Genomic DNA, 16863 nt, shown 5'->3' with positions numbered 1-16863 from the left:
CTTGCATCAGGCGTACTCGAACTCCAGCCGGCGCACAGCCGAACGCAGCTCGTCCACGTTGGTATCGACCACGGCCACCATCTCATCCACGATCACCCGGTCCATCAGCACGGAGCAGGCAAAGTCCGCGTTCTGCTCCAGTGCGTCGAGGCAGGCAAGCAGCATCTGTCCACGCTGGGAGACATCCGCATCCCCGCGCAGGTCCAGTACCAGAACCTTCCCTCTCTTCTCATCCTCCCTGAACCCATCGAAGAACGCCACATGCGGCCCATCCGGATTGCGGCGGTTGTGGTAGCGCAGCGCAGGACGCAGGGCACTGGCATCCACGGGAGTTGGTGCCAGCTGGCCCGCGAACATGGCTTTCAAGCGCTTGAAGAGTTCCATTCTTCCCCCATCGGGTCTGTCGTGAATTCTGGCAGGTACCTAATGTACCCTGCAGTTTCTGCACAGGCCATGCCGTCTTGCACTCGTGCAGCCAAGCCAACTATCAATAAGTGAACCTGCCCCCATTATTACTCCTCAATCCCGTCGAACCCGTAGTCCACCATCAAAGAGAAGAGCTCCCGCATCTCTTCTTCGGACAATGCTGTGAACAGCCGAGGTGAAAGGCCGTAGGACGTGGCGAAAACGCCCTCGACCAAGCATGAGTTTCTTACGCCCAGGTCACACCAGAATCCGGCAAGCGGCTTGTCACGCGTACAGAGTCCAAGGGCCGGACCTCCTAACGCATACCCTGCTGCGAGCATCTCCAGTGCTCGAATATCAGACAAGGCATTGTGGGCATCTTCCTCGGAGTAAGACGCCGTTGGCTTGATGACGCGCCTTGCAGTAACCCGAGCAGCCTTCCCCCCTCCCTCGCACAGGCAGGACAGCACTGCGATCAGCGCCATCGATGTTCTGATTCCCGAGTTGCGAGCCTGCCCGAGGATGAGCTCCCGGAGGCGACGGCGCTCCCGTCCTCCTTTGGGCTCTGTAACGAGGGGCGCCACCTGGCGAAGGAAGGTGACCTCAGCAGCGTGTCGCACTGAAGTTCTAGTGACAAGTTCATAGAGCCCGTCAAAGTGGACCGCTTCATGCCGCAAGATATGCGCTCTCGGGAAGTAGGCCTGCAGTTCATCACAGGAACTTTCGTACACCGTCCGGAACTCTCCGATTGTCGGCACACGAAGGTTCCAACCTTCCATTGCACACAACACCGGATTGATGACTTGGGCAGGGTCATTGAGGAACTCCAGCCACCAACGGTTCGCCTCGAAGTCCTTACGTTTTGCCACGGACCCTGGGACTTGACGAAGCCAAAGGAGGATATTCATGTCCACCAAGTGCACTTGCGCACTGGATAGCGGAAGCGGTAAACACCCGCCAGCAACAAGAGAGAAAACCGTTACAGGGTAGGGGAATTCCACTTCTCCATTGAACTTTACAGATGTGCTCTCATGTGACTCCACCACTTTGCCCCCAATAGAAAATTAAGGCGACTAGCACGACCGACCATCTAGGACGACGCCCTCCACGCCCCCACTCAATCGCGGAGCTCGACCCGACGACAAGATGAAATACTCACGGCTGGAACGAGGTCAGTTATTTCGCCGATGATCATCGCGTATATCCGTATCGAAGTGAATCTGACTCCGTTATCATTCATCACTTTGCTCATCGTGCTCTCCGTGAAAAGGCAGAACCTGAGCAGGAATCACTGGGTAATTACACATGCACCTATCACACGTAAAGGTCTACAACTTCAAGTCAATTCAGGAACTTGATATTTCGCTAGGCAGATATAACCCAGTCGTAGGCTACAATAACGCAGGGAAATCAAATTTCCTCAGAGCAATTAGCTGGCTCCTAAAGAAGTCGGCACTCCCCGAATCATGTTTTCACGATCCGAGTAAGGAAGCCTGGGTCGAGGGAACCGTGGTCGGAGTATCAAGCGCAATCCACTTGTTGCCGGAAAACCAGCAACAGCAGATTGAACCATTTATTATTAGCGATCAACTCACCTTTCGACGCATCCAGAAGACTCCCGGGACTACGGCTTCACTCGTCAAGCTGGAAGTGCTTGATGGATCGGGAAATTGGAGAGCTAACCCAACCGGCATAGACAATGCCCTTGGAACAATGCTCCCCGAACCTGTCCACATCAAAGCCATGGATGACGCGGGCGATGACGTAAGCAAATTTGCTGCCAAGAACACTATTGGCCTGCTAATAAAGTACGCGCTTGATCTAGCGCGAGCCAATAATCAGTCTGCAATGCAGACCGTGGATGCATCTCTTGCCGCATTGGGCACCCATCTCAACGGACAAACAAGGATCCCCGAGTTAACCAGCCTTGAAAGCAGTGCCACCCAGAGCTTGGCATCTCTTTTTTCCGGCATCGACGTCCAGATAGAAATCCCGCCACCCAGCTTAGACGAGATAATAAAGTCAACAACGATCAAGCTTGTTGAGCAAGGAAGCAACAACCCGCGCGCCTTCGCCGACTATGGCCACGGCACCCAGCGAACTGTTCAGATGGCTCTGATTCAGCTCCTCGCCAAATATGCGAGCCAAGTTGGAAGCGCTGGGAACAATACCGTCATATTGATAGATGAGCCTGAGCTCTACCTTCACCCCCAGGCCATTTGCTCGGTTGCGGCGGCACTCAAAGATCTTTCCTCGGGCGACTTTCAGATCTTTTTTTCGACACACTCACCAATGATGGTTGGTGCTGATGACGCCGCTGAGACGGTCGTATTTTGGAAATGTCCTCAGAGAGGAACCACCTATCGCCAGAAGATCGCCTCTGCACTTTCCGGCATAAGCAATTCGCAACACCAAACTGATGTGATTTACTCGCTGAGCCATAGCTCCCAGTGGCTATTCTCTGAAAAACCGATCATTGTGGAGGGAAAAACAGAGCGCCACCTGCTGCCGGCAGTCTATTTCGGAGCCACCGGGAAACGACTCAATCAGGCCAGCGCTTCTCTCATCGAATCAGCCGGGAGCGGCGGCTCGATAGACATTGCAAAGCTCTTCAAGAACTTGGGATATACGCCAAAGGTGGTTTTTGACCTTGACTTTGCCTTCAAAGAAGCCCCGTCTCTTAATCTCATCTCGCCAGCAGACCCGAACCTAAACTCATGCCTGCAATGGTTTGCTGCCAACAGCTCCTCATTGGGCTTCAATCTTGATTGTACTGGCCTACCTAGAAAAGGCGGCGCAATGAATCCCGAAAAAGCCTACGAACAACTAGCTATTGCGCTTCCAACCGAGTGCCGAAACATCCACAACCTTTTCAAGCCCATCAATATTTGGCTCTGGCCTGGGGGCGCCATCGAAGCACACTTAGGAATCGCAAAGACGAACGCGGCTCGCGCCCAGTTCGCCGCGTTGGCCATGGCAGGCGGAGGAGTTTCTCATGCAGCCGACCCCCAAACGCTTTTAGATTTCTCAAACTGGATCTGAAAAAAGGGCCCAAACGGGCCCTTTCTCTTGGTCGCGATCATTTAAAGAGAACGGAGCTCTGGGCGCCACCTCACCCGCACTTGCTATACCCGCAATTCAAGCAAGTCGCGCACCCATCCATGATCACCAGCGCCTTGGTGCTGCACTTGTGGCACATGGTGGCGCTGGGCGGGAAGCTGGTGCCGTCGCCGGTGACGGCCACGTCCTCGTCGCGGGTGGCGGGGGCGGCGGCGGCCGGGGCGCTGTCCTTCCTGGTGCGCTCGTCGAGCTGCTTGCGCTTCTCGGCAATCAGGGCTTTCTGGTGGGCGCTCAGTTCCGGGTCGTGGATCAGGCCGATGGACTTCATGTGTTCCTCCACCACGGCGCCGATCTCGGCCACCAGGGAGGGCATGTACACGCCGCCGGCCTTGAAGTAGCCGCCGCGCGGGTCGAACACGGCCTTCATTTCTTCCACCAGGAAGGTGACGTCGCCGCCCTTGCGGAACACGGCACTCATGATGCGGGTGAGGGCCACGATCCACTGGAAGTGGTCCATCGACTTGGAGTTGATGAACACCTCGAACGGGCGCCGCAGCTCGTGCTCGGTGCCGGCGTTGAGGACGATGTCGTTGATGGTCACGTACATGGCGTGCTCGACCATCGGCGACTTGATCTTGTAAGTGCTGCCGATCAGCACTTCCGGGCGCTCGATGCGCTCGTGCATGTGGATGACGTTGTCGCGCACGGCGGCCTCGTCGCTGGCACGGTCGACCGGGGCGGCCGGCACCGGAGCGGCGGCTTCGCGCGCCTGGTCCTCGAGGGTGACGACGGTGTAGCCCTTGATTTTCTGGTCGATCTTGACGGCCATGGCGGCAGATTCCTTGCTGATCTCTGGGTGGTGGCGTGGGGGCGGCGCGGGGCCGCGGCACCCTTCCCGTCCGGCGCGTGCCGGAGGGGAAGGGGTGATGCGTATTACCTGCCGGCCTTGCGGGCGGCGGCCTTCCTGGCCGGGGCCTTCTTCACTGCCGCCTTCCTGGCGGGCGCTTTCCTGGCCACGGCCTTCTTTACAGCGGCCTTCTTTGCAACGGTCTTCTTTGCAGGTGCCTTCCGGGCGACCGCCTTCTTTGCAACGGCCTTCTTGGCAACGGCCTTCCTTGCGGCGGTCTTCTTTGCGGGCGCCTTCCTGGCGACGGCCTTCTTCGCCGCTGCCTTCCTGGCCGTTGCCTTCTTTGCAGTCGCCTTCTTTGCAGTCGCCTTCTTGGCCGCGGCCTTCTTGGGTACCGGCTTGCCCAGCTTGCGGCGCAGGGCGGCGGCTTCGGCGGTGGCGTTGTCCTTGGCCGCGGTCAACTTCTTCTTGGCCTTGGACACGGCCTTCTTCACTACCTTCTTGGCCTTGGCCACGTCGGTCTTCACCGCCTTGCGGGCCTTGGCCACCTTCTTGGCAGCGGTCTTCTTTGCCGTGGTCGCGCGGCGGGTGGCGGCCTTGCGCACCCGGGTCACTGCCTCGCTGGCGGTGGACACGGCCTCGCTTGCGGTGGCGGCAATGCCGCTGCCGATGCCGCTGATGGTTTCCCTTGCAGTTTCGGCGGCCTCGGACAGGGTCGCGGTCACGCCATTGCCATTGCCATTGCTCATGGGGCCCTCCTGGGGGCTCGCTGCATGTGTGGTCATCGGGACATTACGTTGTTCCGGGCGCCGTACCGCAGTGGAACCGGACGCGGCGGGCGCCCGGAACAGCGCGCGCCGCGGCCTGCAAAATCCGGAACAGGCGCCGTTCCCCACGCGCCCGCCCGCTTGCCCGGCCGGTGGGGCCAGGTCAGAACTTGCCGTAGTAGCCCTCTTTGAGTGCGTCGAAGAGGTTGGCGGCAGAGTGCACCTCGCCGTCGTATTCGATTTCCTGGTTGCCCTTGACCTCCACCATCGAGCCGTCCTCCAGCTCGAAGCGGTACAGGGTGTTTTCCAGGTCCTTCTCCTTGACCAGCACGCCCTGGAAGGCGGCGGGGTTGAAGCGGAACGTGGTGCAGCCCTTGAGGCCCTGCGCGTGGGCGTAGCGGTAGATGTCCTTGAACTCTTCGTAGGGGTAGTCCGTGGGCACGTTGGCGGTCTTGGAAATCGAGCTGTCCACCCACTTCTGCGCGGCGGCCTGCACGTCGACGTGTTCCTTGGGATGGATGTCGTCGGCGGAGATGAAATAGTCGGGCAGCCTGGCGGCCGCGTCCTCGGCAAACGGCATGGCCTTGGGGTTGACCAGGTGGCGGTAGGCCAGCAGCTCGTAGCTGTAGACGTCCACCTTCTCCTTGGTCTTCTTGCCCTCGCGGATCACGTTGCGGCTGTAGTGGTGCGCGAACGAGGGTTCGATGCCGTTGGAGGCATTGTTGGCCAGCGACAGCGAGATGGTGCCGGTGGGCGCGATGGAGCTGTGGTGGGTGAAGCGCGAGCCGGTCTCGGCCAGCTCCTCCACCAGCTCCGGGGCCACGCTGGCGATGCGCTGCATGTAGCGGCTGTAGCGCGCGTGCAGCACCTTGCCCTCGATTTCCTGGCCCACCCGCCAGCCGTCCTTCACCATCTCCGGGCGCTGGCGCAGCATCTGCGCGGTGACCTTGAAGCGCTCGTCCATGATCGGCGCGGCGCCCTTTTCGCGGGCCAGCGACAGGCCCACTTCCCAGCCGGCCACGGCCATGTCGCGGGCCACCTGCTCGGTGAACTCCAGGCTCTCGGGCGAGCCGTACTTCATCTTGAGCATGGTCAGGGTGCTGCCCAGGCCCAGGAAGCCCATGCCGTGGCGGCGCTTGTGCATGATCTCGTCGCGCTGCTGCTGCAGCGGCAGGCCGTTGACCTCCACCACGTTGTCGAGCATGCGGGTGAACACGCGCACCACTTCCTTGTACTCGTCCCAGTCGAAGCGGGCCTTGTCGGTGAACGGGTCGCGCACGAAGGTGGTCAGGTTGACCGAGCCCAGCAGGCAGGCGCCGTAGGGCGGCAGCGGCTGCTCGCCACAGGGGTTGGTGGCGCGGATGTTCTCGCACCACCAGTTGTTGTTCATCTCGTTGACCCGGTCGATCAGGATGAAGCCCGGCTCGGCGTAGTCGTAGGTGGAGACCATGATCATGTCCCACAGGTGCCGGGCACGGATGTGCCCGTACATCCTGCAGGCCACCAGGCCGTCATCGCGCACGATGTAGTTGTCGTGGGTGGGCCAGTCGCGCCAGACCACGGTGTCGGCGTCGCCCAGGTCGACGTCGCCCTCTTCCTTGCGGTTGATCGGGAACACCAGCGGCCAGTCGGCGTCGTCGGCCACCGCCTGCATGAAGCCGTCGGTGATCAGCAGCGAGAGGTTGAACTGGCGCAGGCGCCCGTCCTCGCGCTTGGCCCGGATGAAATCCTTCACGTCCGGGTGGGAGACATCGAAGGTGCCCATCTGCGCGCCGCGGCGGCCGCCGGCCGACGAGACGGTGAAGCACATCTTGTCGTAGATATCCATGAACGACATCGGCCCGGAGGTGTAGGCGCCGGCGCCGGCCACGAACGCGCCGCGCGGGCGCAGGGTGCTGAACTCGTAGCCGATGCCGCAGCCGGCCTTGAGCGTGAGCCCGGCTTCGTGGACCTTCTCCAGGATGCCGTCCATCGAGTCGGTGATGGTGCCCGAGACGGTGCAGTTGATCGTGCTGGTGGCCGGCTTGTGCTCCTGCGCGCCGGCGTTGGAGGTGATGCGGCCGGCCGGGATCGCGCCGCGGCGCAGCGCCCACAGGAAGCGCTCGTACCACAGCTCGCGCTTCTCGTCGGTCTCCTCGGCGTCGGCCAGGGCCCGGGCCACGCGCTGGCAGGTACCGTCGATGTCCACGTCCAGCGGCACGCCGGCCTTGGTCTTCAGGCGGTACTTCTTGTCCCAGATGTCCTGGGACGCAGGCTGCAGCGGGATCTGGCTGCCGGCATTGGTGTTGTCCTGGACCACTTCGAGGCGCACCGTACTCACTGATGGGTTCTCCTTCCGCATCGGGTTCTTCGTCCTGACCGCGGGCATGGCGTTGCCGCCAACCGTGCCGCGGGCCGGATCAGGTTCTGTGTCGTTGCTGGCCAGCGCGGCCGCGGGCCCAGGCCATCCCCTGCCTGCATCCCGTCGCCTCGCCCGGCCCTGGCACCTTTTGATGCGTATTCATGAAAAACACCATCGCTTGGGTCTTTCGTGGATCGAAAACGCTATATCTAGTGGCGCAACAGACAGCCAAGCTAACCGCGCCCCCCCTACCTGTCAACCGACCGCAGGGGGGTCGCCAGGGTCCGCGTGGCAAACCCGCATGGCACGCCCGTCGCGCCACCGTTGCACGCTACTTCACCGGGCGTTAAATCCGGGCGCAGCACACTTGTTCAGCTTGATGAGCATGGCGGCCGCGCGCCGCCGCCCGTCCACCCGCCTGCGAGGAAGACCTGCTGCATGCGCCCTGCGACCACCCTGCTCGCCCTGACTGCCGCCGCCGCGTTCGGCGGCTTCACCGCCACCGCCCTGCACCAGACCCTGGACAACCGGGCCCAGGCCGCTCCGGCTCCGATGCAGCCGGCACCGATGCCGCAGCCGCTGGCCGCGTCCCTGTCCCCGCCACCGGCATCGACCCAGGCCGCGCCGATGCCGTCGCTGGCGCCGATGCTGCAGCGGGTGATGCCGGCAGTGGTCAGCGTGCACACCCAGCAGCGGGTGCGGGTGCGCAATCCGTTTTTCGATGATCCGTTCTTCCGGCGCATGTTCCCGCAGGTGCCGCAGGAGCGGATCAACGAGTCACTGGGCTCGGGCGTGATCATCGATGCCGCGCAAGGCTATGTGCTCACCAACCATCACGTGATCGAAGGCGCCGACGAGGTGTCGGTGTCGCTGGCCGACGGGCGCACGCTCAAGGCCGAGTTCCTCGGCTCGGATGCGGACACCGACGTGGCCCTGATCCGGATCGCCGCCGACGACCTCACCGAGCTGCCGCTGGGCGACAGTAGCGCCCTGCAGGTGGGCGACTACGTGGTGGCCATCGGCAACCCGTTCGGCCTGAGCCAGACGGTGACCTCCGGAATCGTCTCGGCGGTCGGCCGCAGCGGCATCCGCGGCCTGGGCTACCAGAACTTCATCCAGACCGATGCCTCGATCAACCCGGGCAACTCCGGCGGTGCGCTGGTCAACCTGCGCGGCGAGCTGGTGGGCATCAACACCGCCTCGCTCAATCCGCGCGGCAGCGCAGCCGGCAACATCGGCCTGGGCCTGGCCATTCCCACCGCCCTGGCGCGCAGCGTGGTGCAGCAGCTGGTCACGGTGGGCGAAGTGCGGCGCGGCACCCTGGGCATTGAAACGCAGGCGCTCAACGCGCGCCTGGCCCGCTCGCTGGGGCTGGACGAAGCACAGCAGGGCGCCCTGGTCACCCGCGTCCATCCCGATTCCGGCGCGGCCGCCGCCGGCCTGCGCCCGGGCGACGTGGTGATTGCCGCCGGTGGCCAGCGCATCGCCAATCCGCTGATGCTGCACAACTACGAAGGCCTGCAGCAGGTCGGCGCCAAGGTGGCGCTGCAGGTGCTGCGCGACGGCAAGCAGATCAACCTGGGCGTGGCCCTGCGCGAGCAGCCGCGCGCGCTGGATGGCGCCAGCCTGGACGAGCGCCTGGCCGGCGCGCGCCTGGCCGAGCTGCCCGAAGCGCTGCGCCAGGCGCGCGGGCGCGGCGTGCTGGTGGAGGACGTGGCCGCCGGCAGCCGGGCTGCGCAGAACGGCCTGCGCCGCGGCGATGTCATCACCGCCACCAGTGCCGGCAATTTCGATGACCTGGCCGGGCTGCGCGCGACCATGGCCCGGCCGCCGCAGCAGTTGGTGCTGCTGATCGTCCGCGGTAACGTGCAGGGACGGCTGGTCATGCAGTGAGCGGCGCCAACCGGCGCCACCGTAACGGGACCTACACCACGCGCATGCTTCCATGTCGCACGCACGGTGCCGGCACCGCCCCAACCCAAGGAGATCCGCAATGAGCCCCACGTCCACCGACCACCTGAAGGAAAACCTGAGCGAAGCCGGCGCCCACCTGAAGTCGGCTGCCGGCGCGGCCAGCGAGGCCATCCGTGGCGCCGCCGGCGCGGCCGGTGACGAACTGCGCCTGGGCCGGGCCAACGTCAAGGCCGAGCTGGCCGAAGGCGGGCTGGCGGGCCTGGCCGCCGCCGAGCTGGGCGGCGAAGCGGCGCGCGAGCAGATGGATGCGCTGGTCGACAAGGGCCGCGACCTGATCGACAGCGCCGCCGAACTGATCCGCGAGCGTCCCCTGGCGTCCTTCGGCGTGGCCTTCGCGGCCGGCTGGCTGGTTGCCGCGCTGGGTCGTCGCGACCGCTGACCTGCGGCCACGACGTGAGCGAAGGGGAACGCAACGCAGGCCCATCCGATCCGGACGGGCAAGGCGCGGACGGGTCCGCGCCTTCGCTGGCCGAGAGCATCGAGGATGTCGGCCAGGCCGGGCGCGCAGCGCTGGGGGCCTCGGCCGACGCCCTGCGTGCCCTGCGCACCCTGGCCTCGGCCGACCTGGCCCTGGCCCGCAGTGCGATGGGCCGCGGCCTGGCATGGACCGGCGTGGCGGTGGTGTTCGGTGCATCGGCCTGGCTGCTGGCCACCGCTGCAGGGGTGGCCCTGATGCAGTGGGCGGGGTTGTCCTGGCTGGCTTCGCTGAGCCTGGCCGCGCTGTTCAACCTGGCCATCACCGCGCTGGCGGTGTGGCGCACATCGCGCTTCTTCGACTACATGGGCATGCACGCCACCCGCCGCCAGCTCAGCCGCATGGGCCTGTTCGACGAGCCCGGCAATTCCACGCCCGATCCGGGCGACGGCGACGGCCACGACACCCCCGAAACACCCGCCGCCGCACCGCAGGCACCGCGGCCATGAGGTTCGAACTGCTGCGGCAACGGGTGGAACGGGCCGAGCTGCGCGTGGCCGGATGCCTGGACCAGGCCCATGCGCACCGTCATCGCTTCGGCCTGGTCTGGCGCCATAGCTGGTCGCCGGCAAGGATCGTGGTGGCCGGGCTGCTGTCCGGCTTCCTGGCGGGACGTGCCGAGCCGCTGTCGCGGATCGGCGGCATGCGCTGGCTGCAGATGCTGGGCACCGTTTCCAGCCTGCTGACCACGCTGCAGGCCGCCAGCGCCGCCGAAGAGGCCGCGCAGGGCGCCGATGCCGCAGCCGATGCGGCCGACGCCGCGCAGCAGGCCGCCAGCGGCCAGCCGGCAGCAGCCCCGGGCGCGACCGCAGCGCGGGCCGAACCTGCCGGCCCGCTGCACCCGCCGTCGCCGGCCGAAGCGGCGACCGAAATGTCCGAACGCTGATCCGTCTCGTTCTTCCGTGCCGGCGCCCGCCGGCCTGCCGGCCATCCAGAGGCGCGCATGTCCTCCACCCCGCCCCCCGCTTCGCCTGCGTCCGCGGCCGTGCCTGCTGCACCCGAGCCGGCACCGGCCGACGCGCGGCCGCCGCGCCCGCCGTCCTCCTCTGCAGCCCTGGTGCTGGCAACCCTGGCAGTGGGCTTCACCCTGTGGGCCGCGCAGGGCGTGATCCTGCCGATCCTGCTGGCGATGTTCTTCGCACTGATCGGCAACCCGGTGATCCGCGTGCTGCGGCGACTCTACGTGCCGCGCTTCCTGGCCGCGCTGCTGGTGCTGGCCGCCGGCCTGGCCGGCACAGGCGCGCTGGCCATGCAACTGGTCGGCCCGGCCACCGACTGGGCCGAGCAGGCCCCGCGCGAGGCACGCAAGCTGGGCCGCCAGCTGCAGGACCTGACCCGCCCGATGCACGAGGCCAACCGCATCGCCGAGGACATGGCGCGCGCGGCCACCGGCGAGGCCAGCCGCAAGGTACAGGTGGTGCGCACCCGGGTGGACGACCCCTACGCCGCGCTGGCGCGCACCCCGCGCCTGGCCGCCTCGGCGCTGGCGGTGGTGCTGCTGACGTTCTTCTTCATGGTCTATGGCGAGAACCTGCAACGGCATGCCATCGCGCTGCTGCCTGGCCGCCAGCAGAAGAAGTTCACGGTCGAGATCCTGCACGCAATCGAGTACCAGGTCTCGCGCTACGTGCTCACCATCAGCGTGATCAACGCGGTGGTGGGGCTGGCGTTTGCCGGCATCCTGTACCTGCTGGATTTCCCGGCGCCGGAGGCGCTGTTGTGGGGCACGGCGGTCATGCTGCTCAACTACGCGCCCTACGTGGGCCCGCTGATCGGCGCGTGCCTGATGCTGCTGGTGGGCTTCATCGCCTTCGACGACGCCTGGCACTCGCTGCTGCCGGCGGCGCTGTACCTGCTGCTGCACACGATCGAAGGCCAGCTCATCACCCCGATCGTGCTGGGCCGCCGGATGGCGCTGTCGCCGCTGATTCTGATCCTGGCGCTGATGCTGTTCGGCTGGCTGTGGGGCATGGTCGGCCTGTTGCTGGCGGTGCCGTTGCTGGTATGCATGAAGCTGGTGCTGGCGCAGGTGGATGGCATGCAGGGCTGGGCGCGCCTGCTGGAGTGATGCAGCCGGCGTTCGCCGTTGCCGTTGCCGTTGCCGTTGCCGTTGCCGTTGCCGTTGCCGTTGCCGTTGCCGTTGCCTTTGCCGTTGCCGTTGCCTTTGCCTTTGCCTTTGCCTTTGCCTTTGCCCTTACCCCGCCGTAGAGCGAACCGAGCATCGCAGTGGCGATGGGAGCAGGTGGCCCACCTGTCTGAGCGAAGCGAGTTGTGGGCCACCCCCATCGCCGCGAGAAGCGCAGGGCACCGGCTGGCGCAGCCAGCCGGGTCGCGTCCGGCCCTGCTTTCTTTTTGGTTACTTTTTCTTTGCAGGAGCAAAGAAAAAGTGACTCGCCCGGCCGCGCAGCGGCAGGCGAAAGCCCTGCTATTGCCTTTGCTGTTGCATTGGGCGATAGCAGGCGAAAGCCTTCTATTGCCCTTGTTGTTGCCTTGGGCGATGGCAGGCGGATAGCGCTGGCCGCGCAGAGCAAAGCTTTCACTCGCTGCTTCGCATCGAGCGAGTCACTTTTCTTTGCTTGTGCAAAGAAAAGTAACCAAAAGAAAGCACATCCGGGACGCGATCCGGCCGGCTGCGCCGACCGGTGCCCTGCGCTTCTCGCGCCAGCGGGGGACGGCCCACAACTCGCTTCGCTCAGACAGGTGGGCCTCTGCGCCCCCGCCGGCGCTGCGATGCTCGGCTCGCTTTACCGGCGGGGTAAGGGCAAGGCAAAGGCAAAGGCAAAGGCAAAGGCAACGGCAACGGCCAAGAGCGTGAAGGCAAAAGCGGAACGGCAAAGAGCGGAAGGGCAAGGGCGAGGGGCCTGGTTGCGGCCGGGCGGCCGATGCTGGCGGCGACGGCCTACAATGGCCCGGTGAGCTTCACCGTGCGCGCCATTACCCTCGACCTCGACGACACCCTGTGGCCGTTCGCCCCGATCGGCGCGCGGGTGGACCAGGTCATGCACGACTGGCTGCTGCAGCACAGCCCGGCCACCGCGGCCATGTACCCGGTGGCCCTCATGCGCGAAGTGCGTGACCGGGTGTTCGGCGACAACCCGCAACTGCGCCACGACATGTCCGCCCTGCGCCGCCTGATCCTGCGCGAAGTACTGGAGCGCAGCGGCGCGTCGCTGGACCTGCTGGAGCCGGCCTTCGATGTGTTCCATGCCGCGCGCAACCAGGTCGACCTCTACCCCGACAGCCTCGATGCCCTGGCCCGGATCGCCGCGCAGATCCCGCTGGCGGCCATCACCAACGGCAATGCCGACCTGCAGCGGATCGGCCTGATGCAGCACTTCGTTTTCCAGCTGGGTGCGCACGAACACGGCGCGGCCAAGCCCGAGCCCGGCATCTTTCACGCCGCCTGCGCGCGCCTGGGCTGCGGCCATGGCGAGGTGCTGCACGTGGGCGACCACGAAGAGATGGACGTTGCCGGCGCGGCGCGTGCAGGCTTGCGCAGTTGCTGGATCAACCGCACCGGGGCGCGCTGGGAGCGCCAGGACGTGCACCCGGACCTGGAGTTCGACACGCTTGCCGCGCTGGCCGACTGGCTGGACGCACACCTTGCCCCGGATGCTGCCGGTCCGGCCCACCCGCACCGCAGCGAACGTCCCCACGCATGAGCCATCCCGCCTACGCCCGCACCGAATCCACCGCCCTGCCCCTGCACCTGGTCGACCGCGCCGGCTACGCCGCCTGGCGCGATGCGCAGCCGCCGGCCATCGCCGCCTGGCTGGAAACCCAGGGCTTCGACGCCGCGCCGGGCAGCGCGGCATTGCTGCCCGGTGCGCAAGGCGTGGCCGGTGCGGTGCTCGGCGTCGGCGACCGCCTGGATCCGTGCGCCTACGCCCACGGCCCCAATGCGCTGCCCGACGGAGCCTGGCGTCCGGCCGATACGCTGCCGGCGGCCGAGCGCGCGGCGCTGCAACTGGGCTGGGGCCTGGGCAGCTACCGCTTCGAACGCTACAAGGCCGCACCGCGCGCACCGGCGCGGCTGCGCCTGGACGAGCTGGATGCCGAGGCACTGGACCTGCTGGCTGCGTGCATGCGCGTGCGCGACTGGGTCAACACGCCGACCCAGGACATGGGCCCGGACCACCTGGAAGCCATCGCCAGCGAACTTGCCAGCGCGCACGACGCACAACTGGAAGTGTTCACCGGCCAGGTGCTGGAGCAGGAGTTCCCGGCCATCCACGCGGTCGGCCGCGCCTCGCATCGCGCGCCGCGGCTGCTGGCCTTGCGCTGGAACGGCGCCGGCGATGGCCAGGCCAGGCCGCTGCACGTGGCCATCGTCGGCAAGGGCGTGTGCTTCGACACCGGCGGCCTGGACATCAAGCCGGCCGACGGCATGCGCAACATGAAGAAGGACATGGGCGGGGCCGCGCACGCGCTGGCCCTGGCCGGCCTGGTGATGGCGCGCGGGCTGCCGCTGCGGCTGACCGTGCTGGTGCCGGCGGTGGAGAACGCGCTTGGCCCCGATGCGTTCCGTCCCGGCGAGGTGGTGGCCACGCGCAAGGGCGTGAGCGTGGAGATCGACAACACCGATGCGGAAGGCCGGGTGATCCTGTGCGATGCGCTGGCTTACGCCGCCGAGCAGCAGCCGGACCTGGTGCTGGACTTCGCCACCCTCACCGGTGCGGCGCGGGTGGCGCTGGGCCCGGACCTGCCGGCGCTGTTTTCCAATGACGATGCGCTGGCCGAGGCCTGGCTGGCGGCGGGCCGCCAGGCCCGCGACCCGGTATGGCGGCTGCCGCTGTGGCGCCCCTACCTGCGCTATCTCACCTCCGAAGTGGCCGACCTGGCCAACGCCGGCTCGCGCATGGCCGGGGCGGTGACCGCCGCGCTGTACCTGGAGCGCTTCGTGCCCGAGGGCCTGCCATGGGCGCACCTGGACACCTATGCGTGGAACGACGGCAACCGCGCCGGCCGTCCTGCCGGCGGCGAAGCGCTGGGGCTGCGCTCGGCCTACGCACTGCTCAAGGCGCGCGCCGGCTGAAGTCGCAGCACCGCATCATCCGCGCGGCGGGAACCATGCATCGACCCGCGCGCAACGCGGTTACAGCAGCCCGCGCTGGCGGGCCAGGCGATAGGCTTCGATCCGGTTGCCGACCCCGAGCTTGCCGATGGCCTCGGACAGGTAGTTGCGCACCGTGCCCTGCGACAGGTTGAGCTGGGCGGCGATGTCCGCGGTGGAACGGCCCTCGCCGGCCAGGCGCAGCACCTGGCGCTCGCGGTCGTTGAGTGGATCGGTTTCGGCCCAGGCTTCCAGCGCCAGTTCCGGGGCGATGGCACGCCCGCCGCGGTGCACGGTGCGCAGCGCCTGGACCAGGCCTTCGGCCGGCGCGTCCTTGAGCAGGTAGCCGGCCACCCCGGCCTCCAGCGCGCGGCGCAGGAAACCGGCGCGGGCGAAGGTGGTGACAATCACCACCTTCACCGGCAATGCGTGGCGGGCGATGCGCTGGGCCAGCTCCAGGCCGGTCAGCCCGGGCATCTCGATGTCGGTCACCAGCACGTCCGGCCGCAGGTGCTGGATCTCGCGCCACGCCTGTTCGCCATCGGCGGCGGTGCCGGCCACCTCGATGTCCGGCTCCATGCCCAGCAGCGCGGCCAGCGCGCCACGGACCATGGCCTGGTCTTCGGCCAGCAGGACTCGGATCATCGGTGACGGCGCATCGCGGGCATGGCGCGACGTTAGCAAATGTCGCCGCAGCCGTCGGCGCGGGCGGGCGGACGTGGGCGTGAGCGTGGGCGGGTGCGGCTCCTACACCGGCCGGGTACTGGCGTCCCGGGCAACGGGCTGCGGTGCGTGCGCGCCTGCATCCCAGCACGGCAGTTCGGCCACCAGCAGGGTGCCGCGCCGCGGGGCGGGTTCCACGCGCAGGCTGCCGCCCAGCGCCCGCAGCCGCTCGCCCATGCCGTCCAGGCCGTTGCCGGCCCGGATCACGCCGCCGCGGCCATCGTCCTCCACGTGCAGTTGCCAATGGCGCGCGTCGCGCTGCAGGCGCAGGTGCACGCGGTTGGCGCGGGCGTGGCGATGGATGTTGGTCACCGCTTCGCGCAGGCACAGCGCCAACACGGTTTCCAGGTGCGGTGGCGGCACCCCGGCATCGTCCATGTCCAGCTCCATGGACACGCCATCGGTTTCCAGCAGCAGGCGCGCGGTGGCTGCCTCGGCGGCCAGGCTGGCGGCGCGGATGCCGGTCACCGCATGCCGCACCTGGGCCAGTGCATCGCGCGCAACCTGGCCCAGCTCGGCGATCTCGCGTTGTGCGGCCTGCGGGTCGTTGCCGACCAGGCGCCCGGCAAGGTCGGCCTTCAGCGCCACCAGCGACAGGGTGTGGCCGAGCAGGTCATGCAGGTCGCGGCCGATGCGCTCGCGCTCGCCGGTGGCGGCCAGGCGCCGGACCTCGTCGTGCGAGAGCCGCAGCGCGGCGTCCATGCGCTCGTTCGTGCGCTGCACCAGCATCACCGGGCTGATCACCAGCACCGTGGCCAGCACCCAGGCCAGGGCCGACCACGGGTAGCCGAACATGCGGCCGAGCACGATGTAGAACAGGCACAGGGCCATCAGCAGCAGGATGTAGTGCAGCGCGCGGCGCCAGCGCAACACGCCGAAGAACACGCAACCGAACACGAAGTAGCTCATCCCGGAGGGATACCAGGGCAGCAGGCACAGCGACAGCAGGCACATGCCCGCCGCGGCCCACGCCACCTGCCGCGGCGGGCACAGGATAGCCATCGCATACAGGGCCACGAACACCGGCCAGGACACCGCGGTCAGCACCAGCCACTGCAGGTCGTAACCCTGCGGGGTGAACGCCGGGACGATGAACACCCACACGGTCCAGCCCAGGTGGACCCATTCGGTCCACGCCGGCCGGCCACGGCGCACCGCGCAGGCCAGCAGCGAATCGGGCGCCGGGTGCAGCCATTGCGGCATTACTCTGGACATCAC

15 protein-coding genes and 1 pseudogene are annotated in these 16863 nt (G+C 66.6%); 8 read left to right on the top strand and 8 right to left on the bottom strand.

Annotation, left to right across the window (positions count from 1 at the left end; translation table 11 throughout):
- Positions 1-6: 6 nt before the first annotated feature.
- Positions 7-384, bottom strand: coding sequence for a hypothetical protein (locus ACEJ41_RS01240; RefSeq protein ID WP_374012992.1), 378 nt, complete (start codon positions 382-384; stop codon positions 7-9).
- A gap of 128 nt (positions 385-512) precedes the next feature.
- The gene (locus ACEJ41_RS01235) at positions 513-1313 is read right to left on the bottom strand and encodes a hypothetical protein (protein ID WP_374012991.1); all 801 of its coding nucleotides are present in this window, start codon (positions 1311-1313) and stop codon (positions 513-515) included.
- A gap of 397 nt (positions 1314-1710) precedes the next feature.
- On the opposite strand from ACEJ41_RS01235, the gene ACEJ41_RS01230 reads away from it, so the two are divergent.
- Complete coding sequence (locus ACEJ41_RS01230; RefSeq protein WP_374012990.1) at positions 1711-3447, top strand: ATP-dependent endonuclease; 1737 nt, start codon at positions 1711-1713, stop codon at positions 3445-3447.
- A 70-nt stretch (positions 3448-3517) separates the two neighbouring features.
- Here ACEJ41_RS01230 and ACEJ41_RS01225 read toward each other — a convergent pair whose 3' ends face one another.
- The 3 genes from ACEJ41_RS01225 to ACEJ41_RS01215 all read right to left on the bottom strand — a co-directional run bounded on the left by ACEJ41_RS01225 (position 3518) and on the right by ACEJ41_RS01215 (position 7399).
- Entirely contained in the window at positions 3518-4294 is a 777-nt protein-coding gene (locus tag ACEJ41_RS01225; RefSeq protein WP_374012989.1) for an NrdJb, read from the bottom strand.
- A 104-nt stretch (positions 4295-4398) separates the two neighbouring features.
- The gene (locus tag ACEJ41_RS01220; RefSeq protein ID WP_374012988.1) at positions 4399-5061 is read right to left on the bottom strand and encodes a histone H1-like repetitive region-containing protein; all 663 of its coding nucleotides are present in this window, start codon (positions 5059-5061) and stop codon (positions 4399-4401) included.
- 181 nt (positions 5062-5242) lie between these two features.
- Entirely contained in the window at positions 5243-7399 is a 2157-nt protein-coding gene (locus tag ACEJ41_RS01215; protein ID WP_374012987.1) for an adenosylcobalamin-dependent ribonucleoside-diphosphate reductase, read from the bottom strand.
- A 459-nt stretch (positions 7400-7858) separates the two neighbouring features.
- Here ACEJ41_RS01215 and ACEJ41_RS01210 point away from each other — a divergent pair, with 459 nt between their 5' ends.
- From ACEJ41_RS01210 to ACEJ41_RS01190, 5 genes are all read left to right on the top strand, one after another.
- Complete coding sequence (locus tag ACEJ41_RS01210) at positions 7859-9313, top strand: Do family serine endopeptidase (RefSeq protein ID WP_374012986.1); 1455 nt, start codon at positions 7859-7861, stop codon at positions 9311-9313.
- 100 nt (positions 9314-9413) lie between these two features.
- On the top strand, positions 9414-9773 hold the full coding sequence (locus tag ACEJ41_RS01205) for a hypothetical protein (RefSeq protein ID WP_374012985.1): 360 nt from the start codon (positions 9414-9416) through the stop codon (positions 9771-9773).
- A gap of 14 nt (positions 9774-9787) precedes the next feature.
- The gene (locus ACEJ41_RS01200; protein WP_374012984.1) at positions 9788-10318 is read left to right on the top strand and encodes a phage holin family protein; all 531 of its coding nucleotides are present in this window, start codon (positions 9788-9790) and stop codon (positions 10316-10318) included.
- On the top strand, positions 10315-10755 hold the full coding sequence (locus tag ACEJ41_RS01195; RefSeq protein WP_374012983.1) for a protein sip-5: 441 nt from the start codon (positions 10315-10317) through the stop codon (positions 10753-10755). The genes ACEJ41_RS01200 and ACEJ41_RS01195 overlap by 4 nt, the downstream gene beginning before the upstream one ends.
- 57 nt (positions 10756-10812) lie before the next feature.
- On the top strand, positions 10813-11937 hold the full coding sequence (locus tag ACEJ41_RS01190) for an AI-2E family transporter (RefSeq protein WP_374012982.1): 1125 nt from the start codon (positions 10813-10815) through the stop codon (positions 11935-11937).
- A gap of 68 nt (positions 11938-12005) precedes the next feature.
- On the opposite strand, the pseudogene ACEJ41_RS01185 reads toward ACEJ41_RS01190, so the two are convergent.
- Positions 12006-12155 (bottom strand): annotated as a pseudogene (locus ACEJ41_RS01185) (hypothetical protein); the annotation flags it as partial.
- Between the two features lie 626 nt (positions 12156-12781).
- Here ACEJ41_RS01185 and ACEJ41_RS01180 point away from each other — a divergent pair.
- Positions 12782-13531 carry an HAD family hydrolase gene (locus ACEJ41_RS01180; RefSeq protein ID WP_374012981.1) on the top strand — a complete coding sequence of 250 codons (750 nt, stop codon included), beginning with the start codon at positions 12782-12784 and terminating at the stop codon, positions 13529-13531.
- Positions 13528-14904, top strand: coding sequence for a M17 family metallopeptidase (locus tag ACEJ41_RS01175; RefSeq protein ID WP_374012980.1), 1377 nt, complete (start codon positions 13528-13530; stop codon positions 14902-14904). Before ACEJ41_RS01180 ends, ACEJ41_RS01175 begins: the two co-directional genes overlap by 4 nt.
- 60 nt (positions 14905-14964) lie before the next feature.
- Here ACEJ41_RS01175 and ACEJ41_RS01170 read toward each other — a convergent pair whose 3' ends face one another.
- On the bottom strand, positions 14965-15567 hold the full coding sequence (locus tag ACEJ41_RS01170; protein WP_374012979.1) for a response regulator: 603 nt from the start codon (positions 15565-15567) through the stop codon (positions 14965-14967).
- A 102-nt stretch (positions 15568-15669) separates the two neighbouring features.
- A complete protein-coding gene (locus ACEJ41_RS01165; protein WP_374012978.1) occupies positions 15670-16860 on the bottom strand; it encodes a sensor histidine kinase in 1191 nt (396 codons plus the stop codon).
- Positions 16861-16863: the final 3 nt, after the last annotated feature.

Origin of the sequence: Pseudoxanthomonas koreensis (assembly GCF_041890415.1) — a bacterium.
In the GTDB taxonomy this organism is placed as follows: Bacteria; Pseudomonadota; Gammaproteobacteria; order Xanthomonadales; family Xanthomonadaceae; genus Pseudoxanthomonas; species Pseudoxanthomonas koreensis_A.
This window is presented reverse-complemented; position numbering and strand designations above follow the sequence as displayed.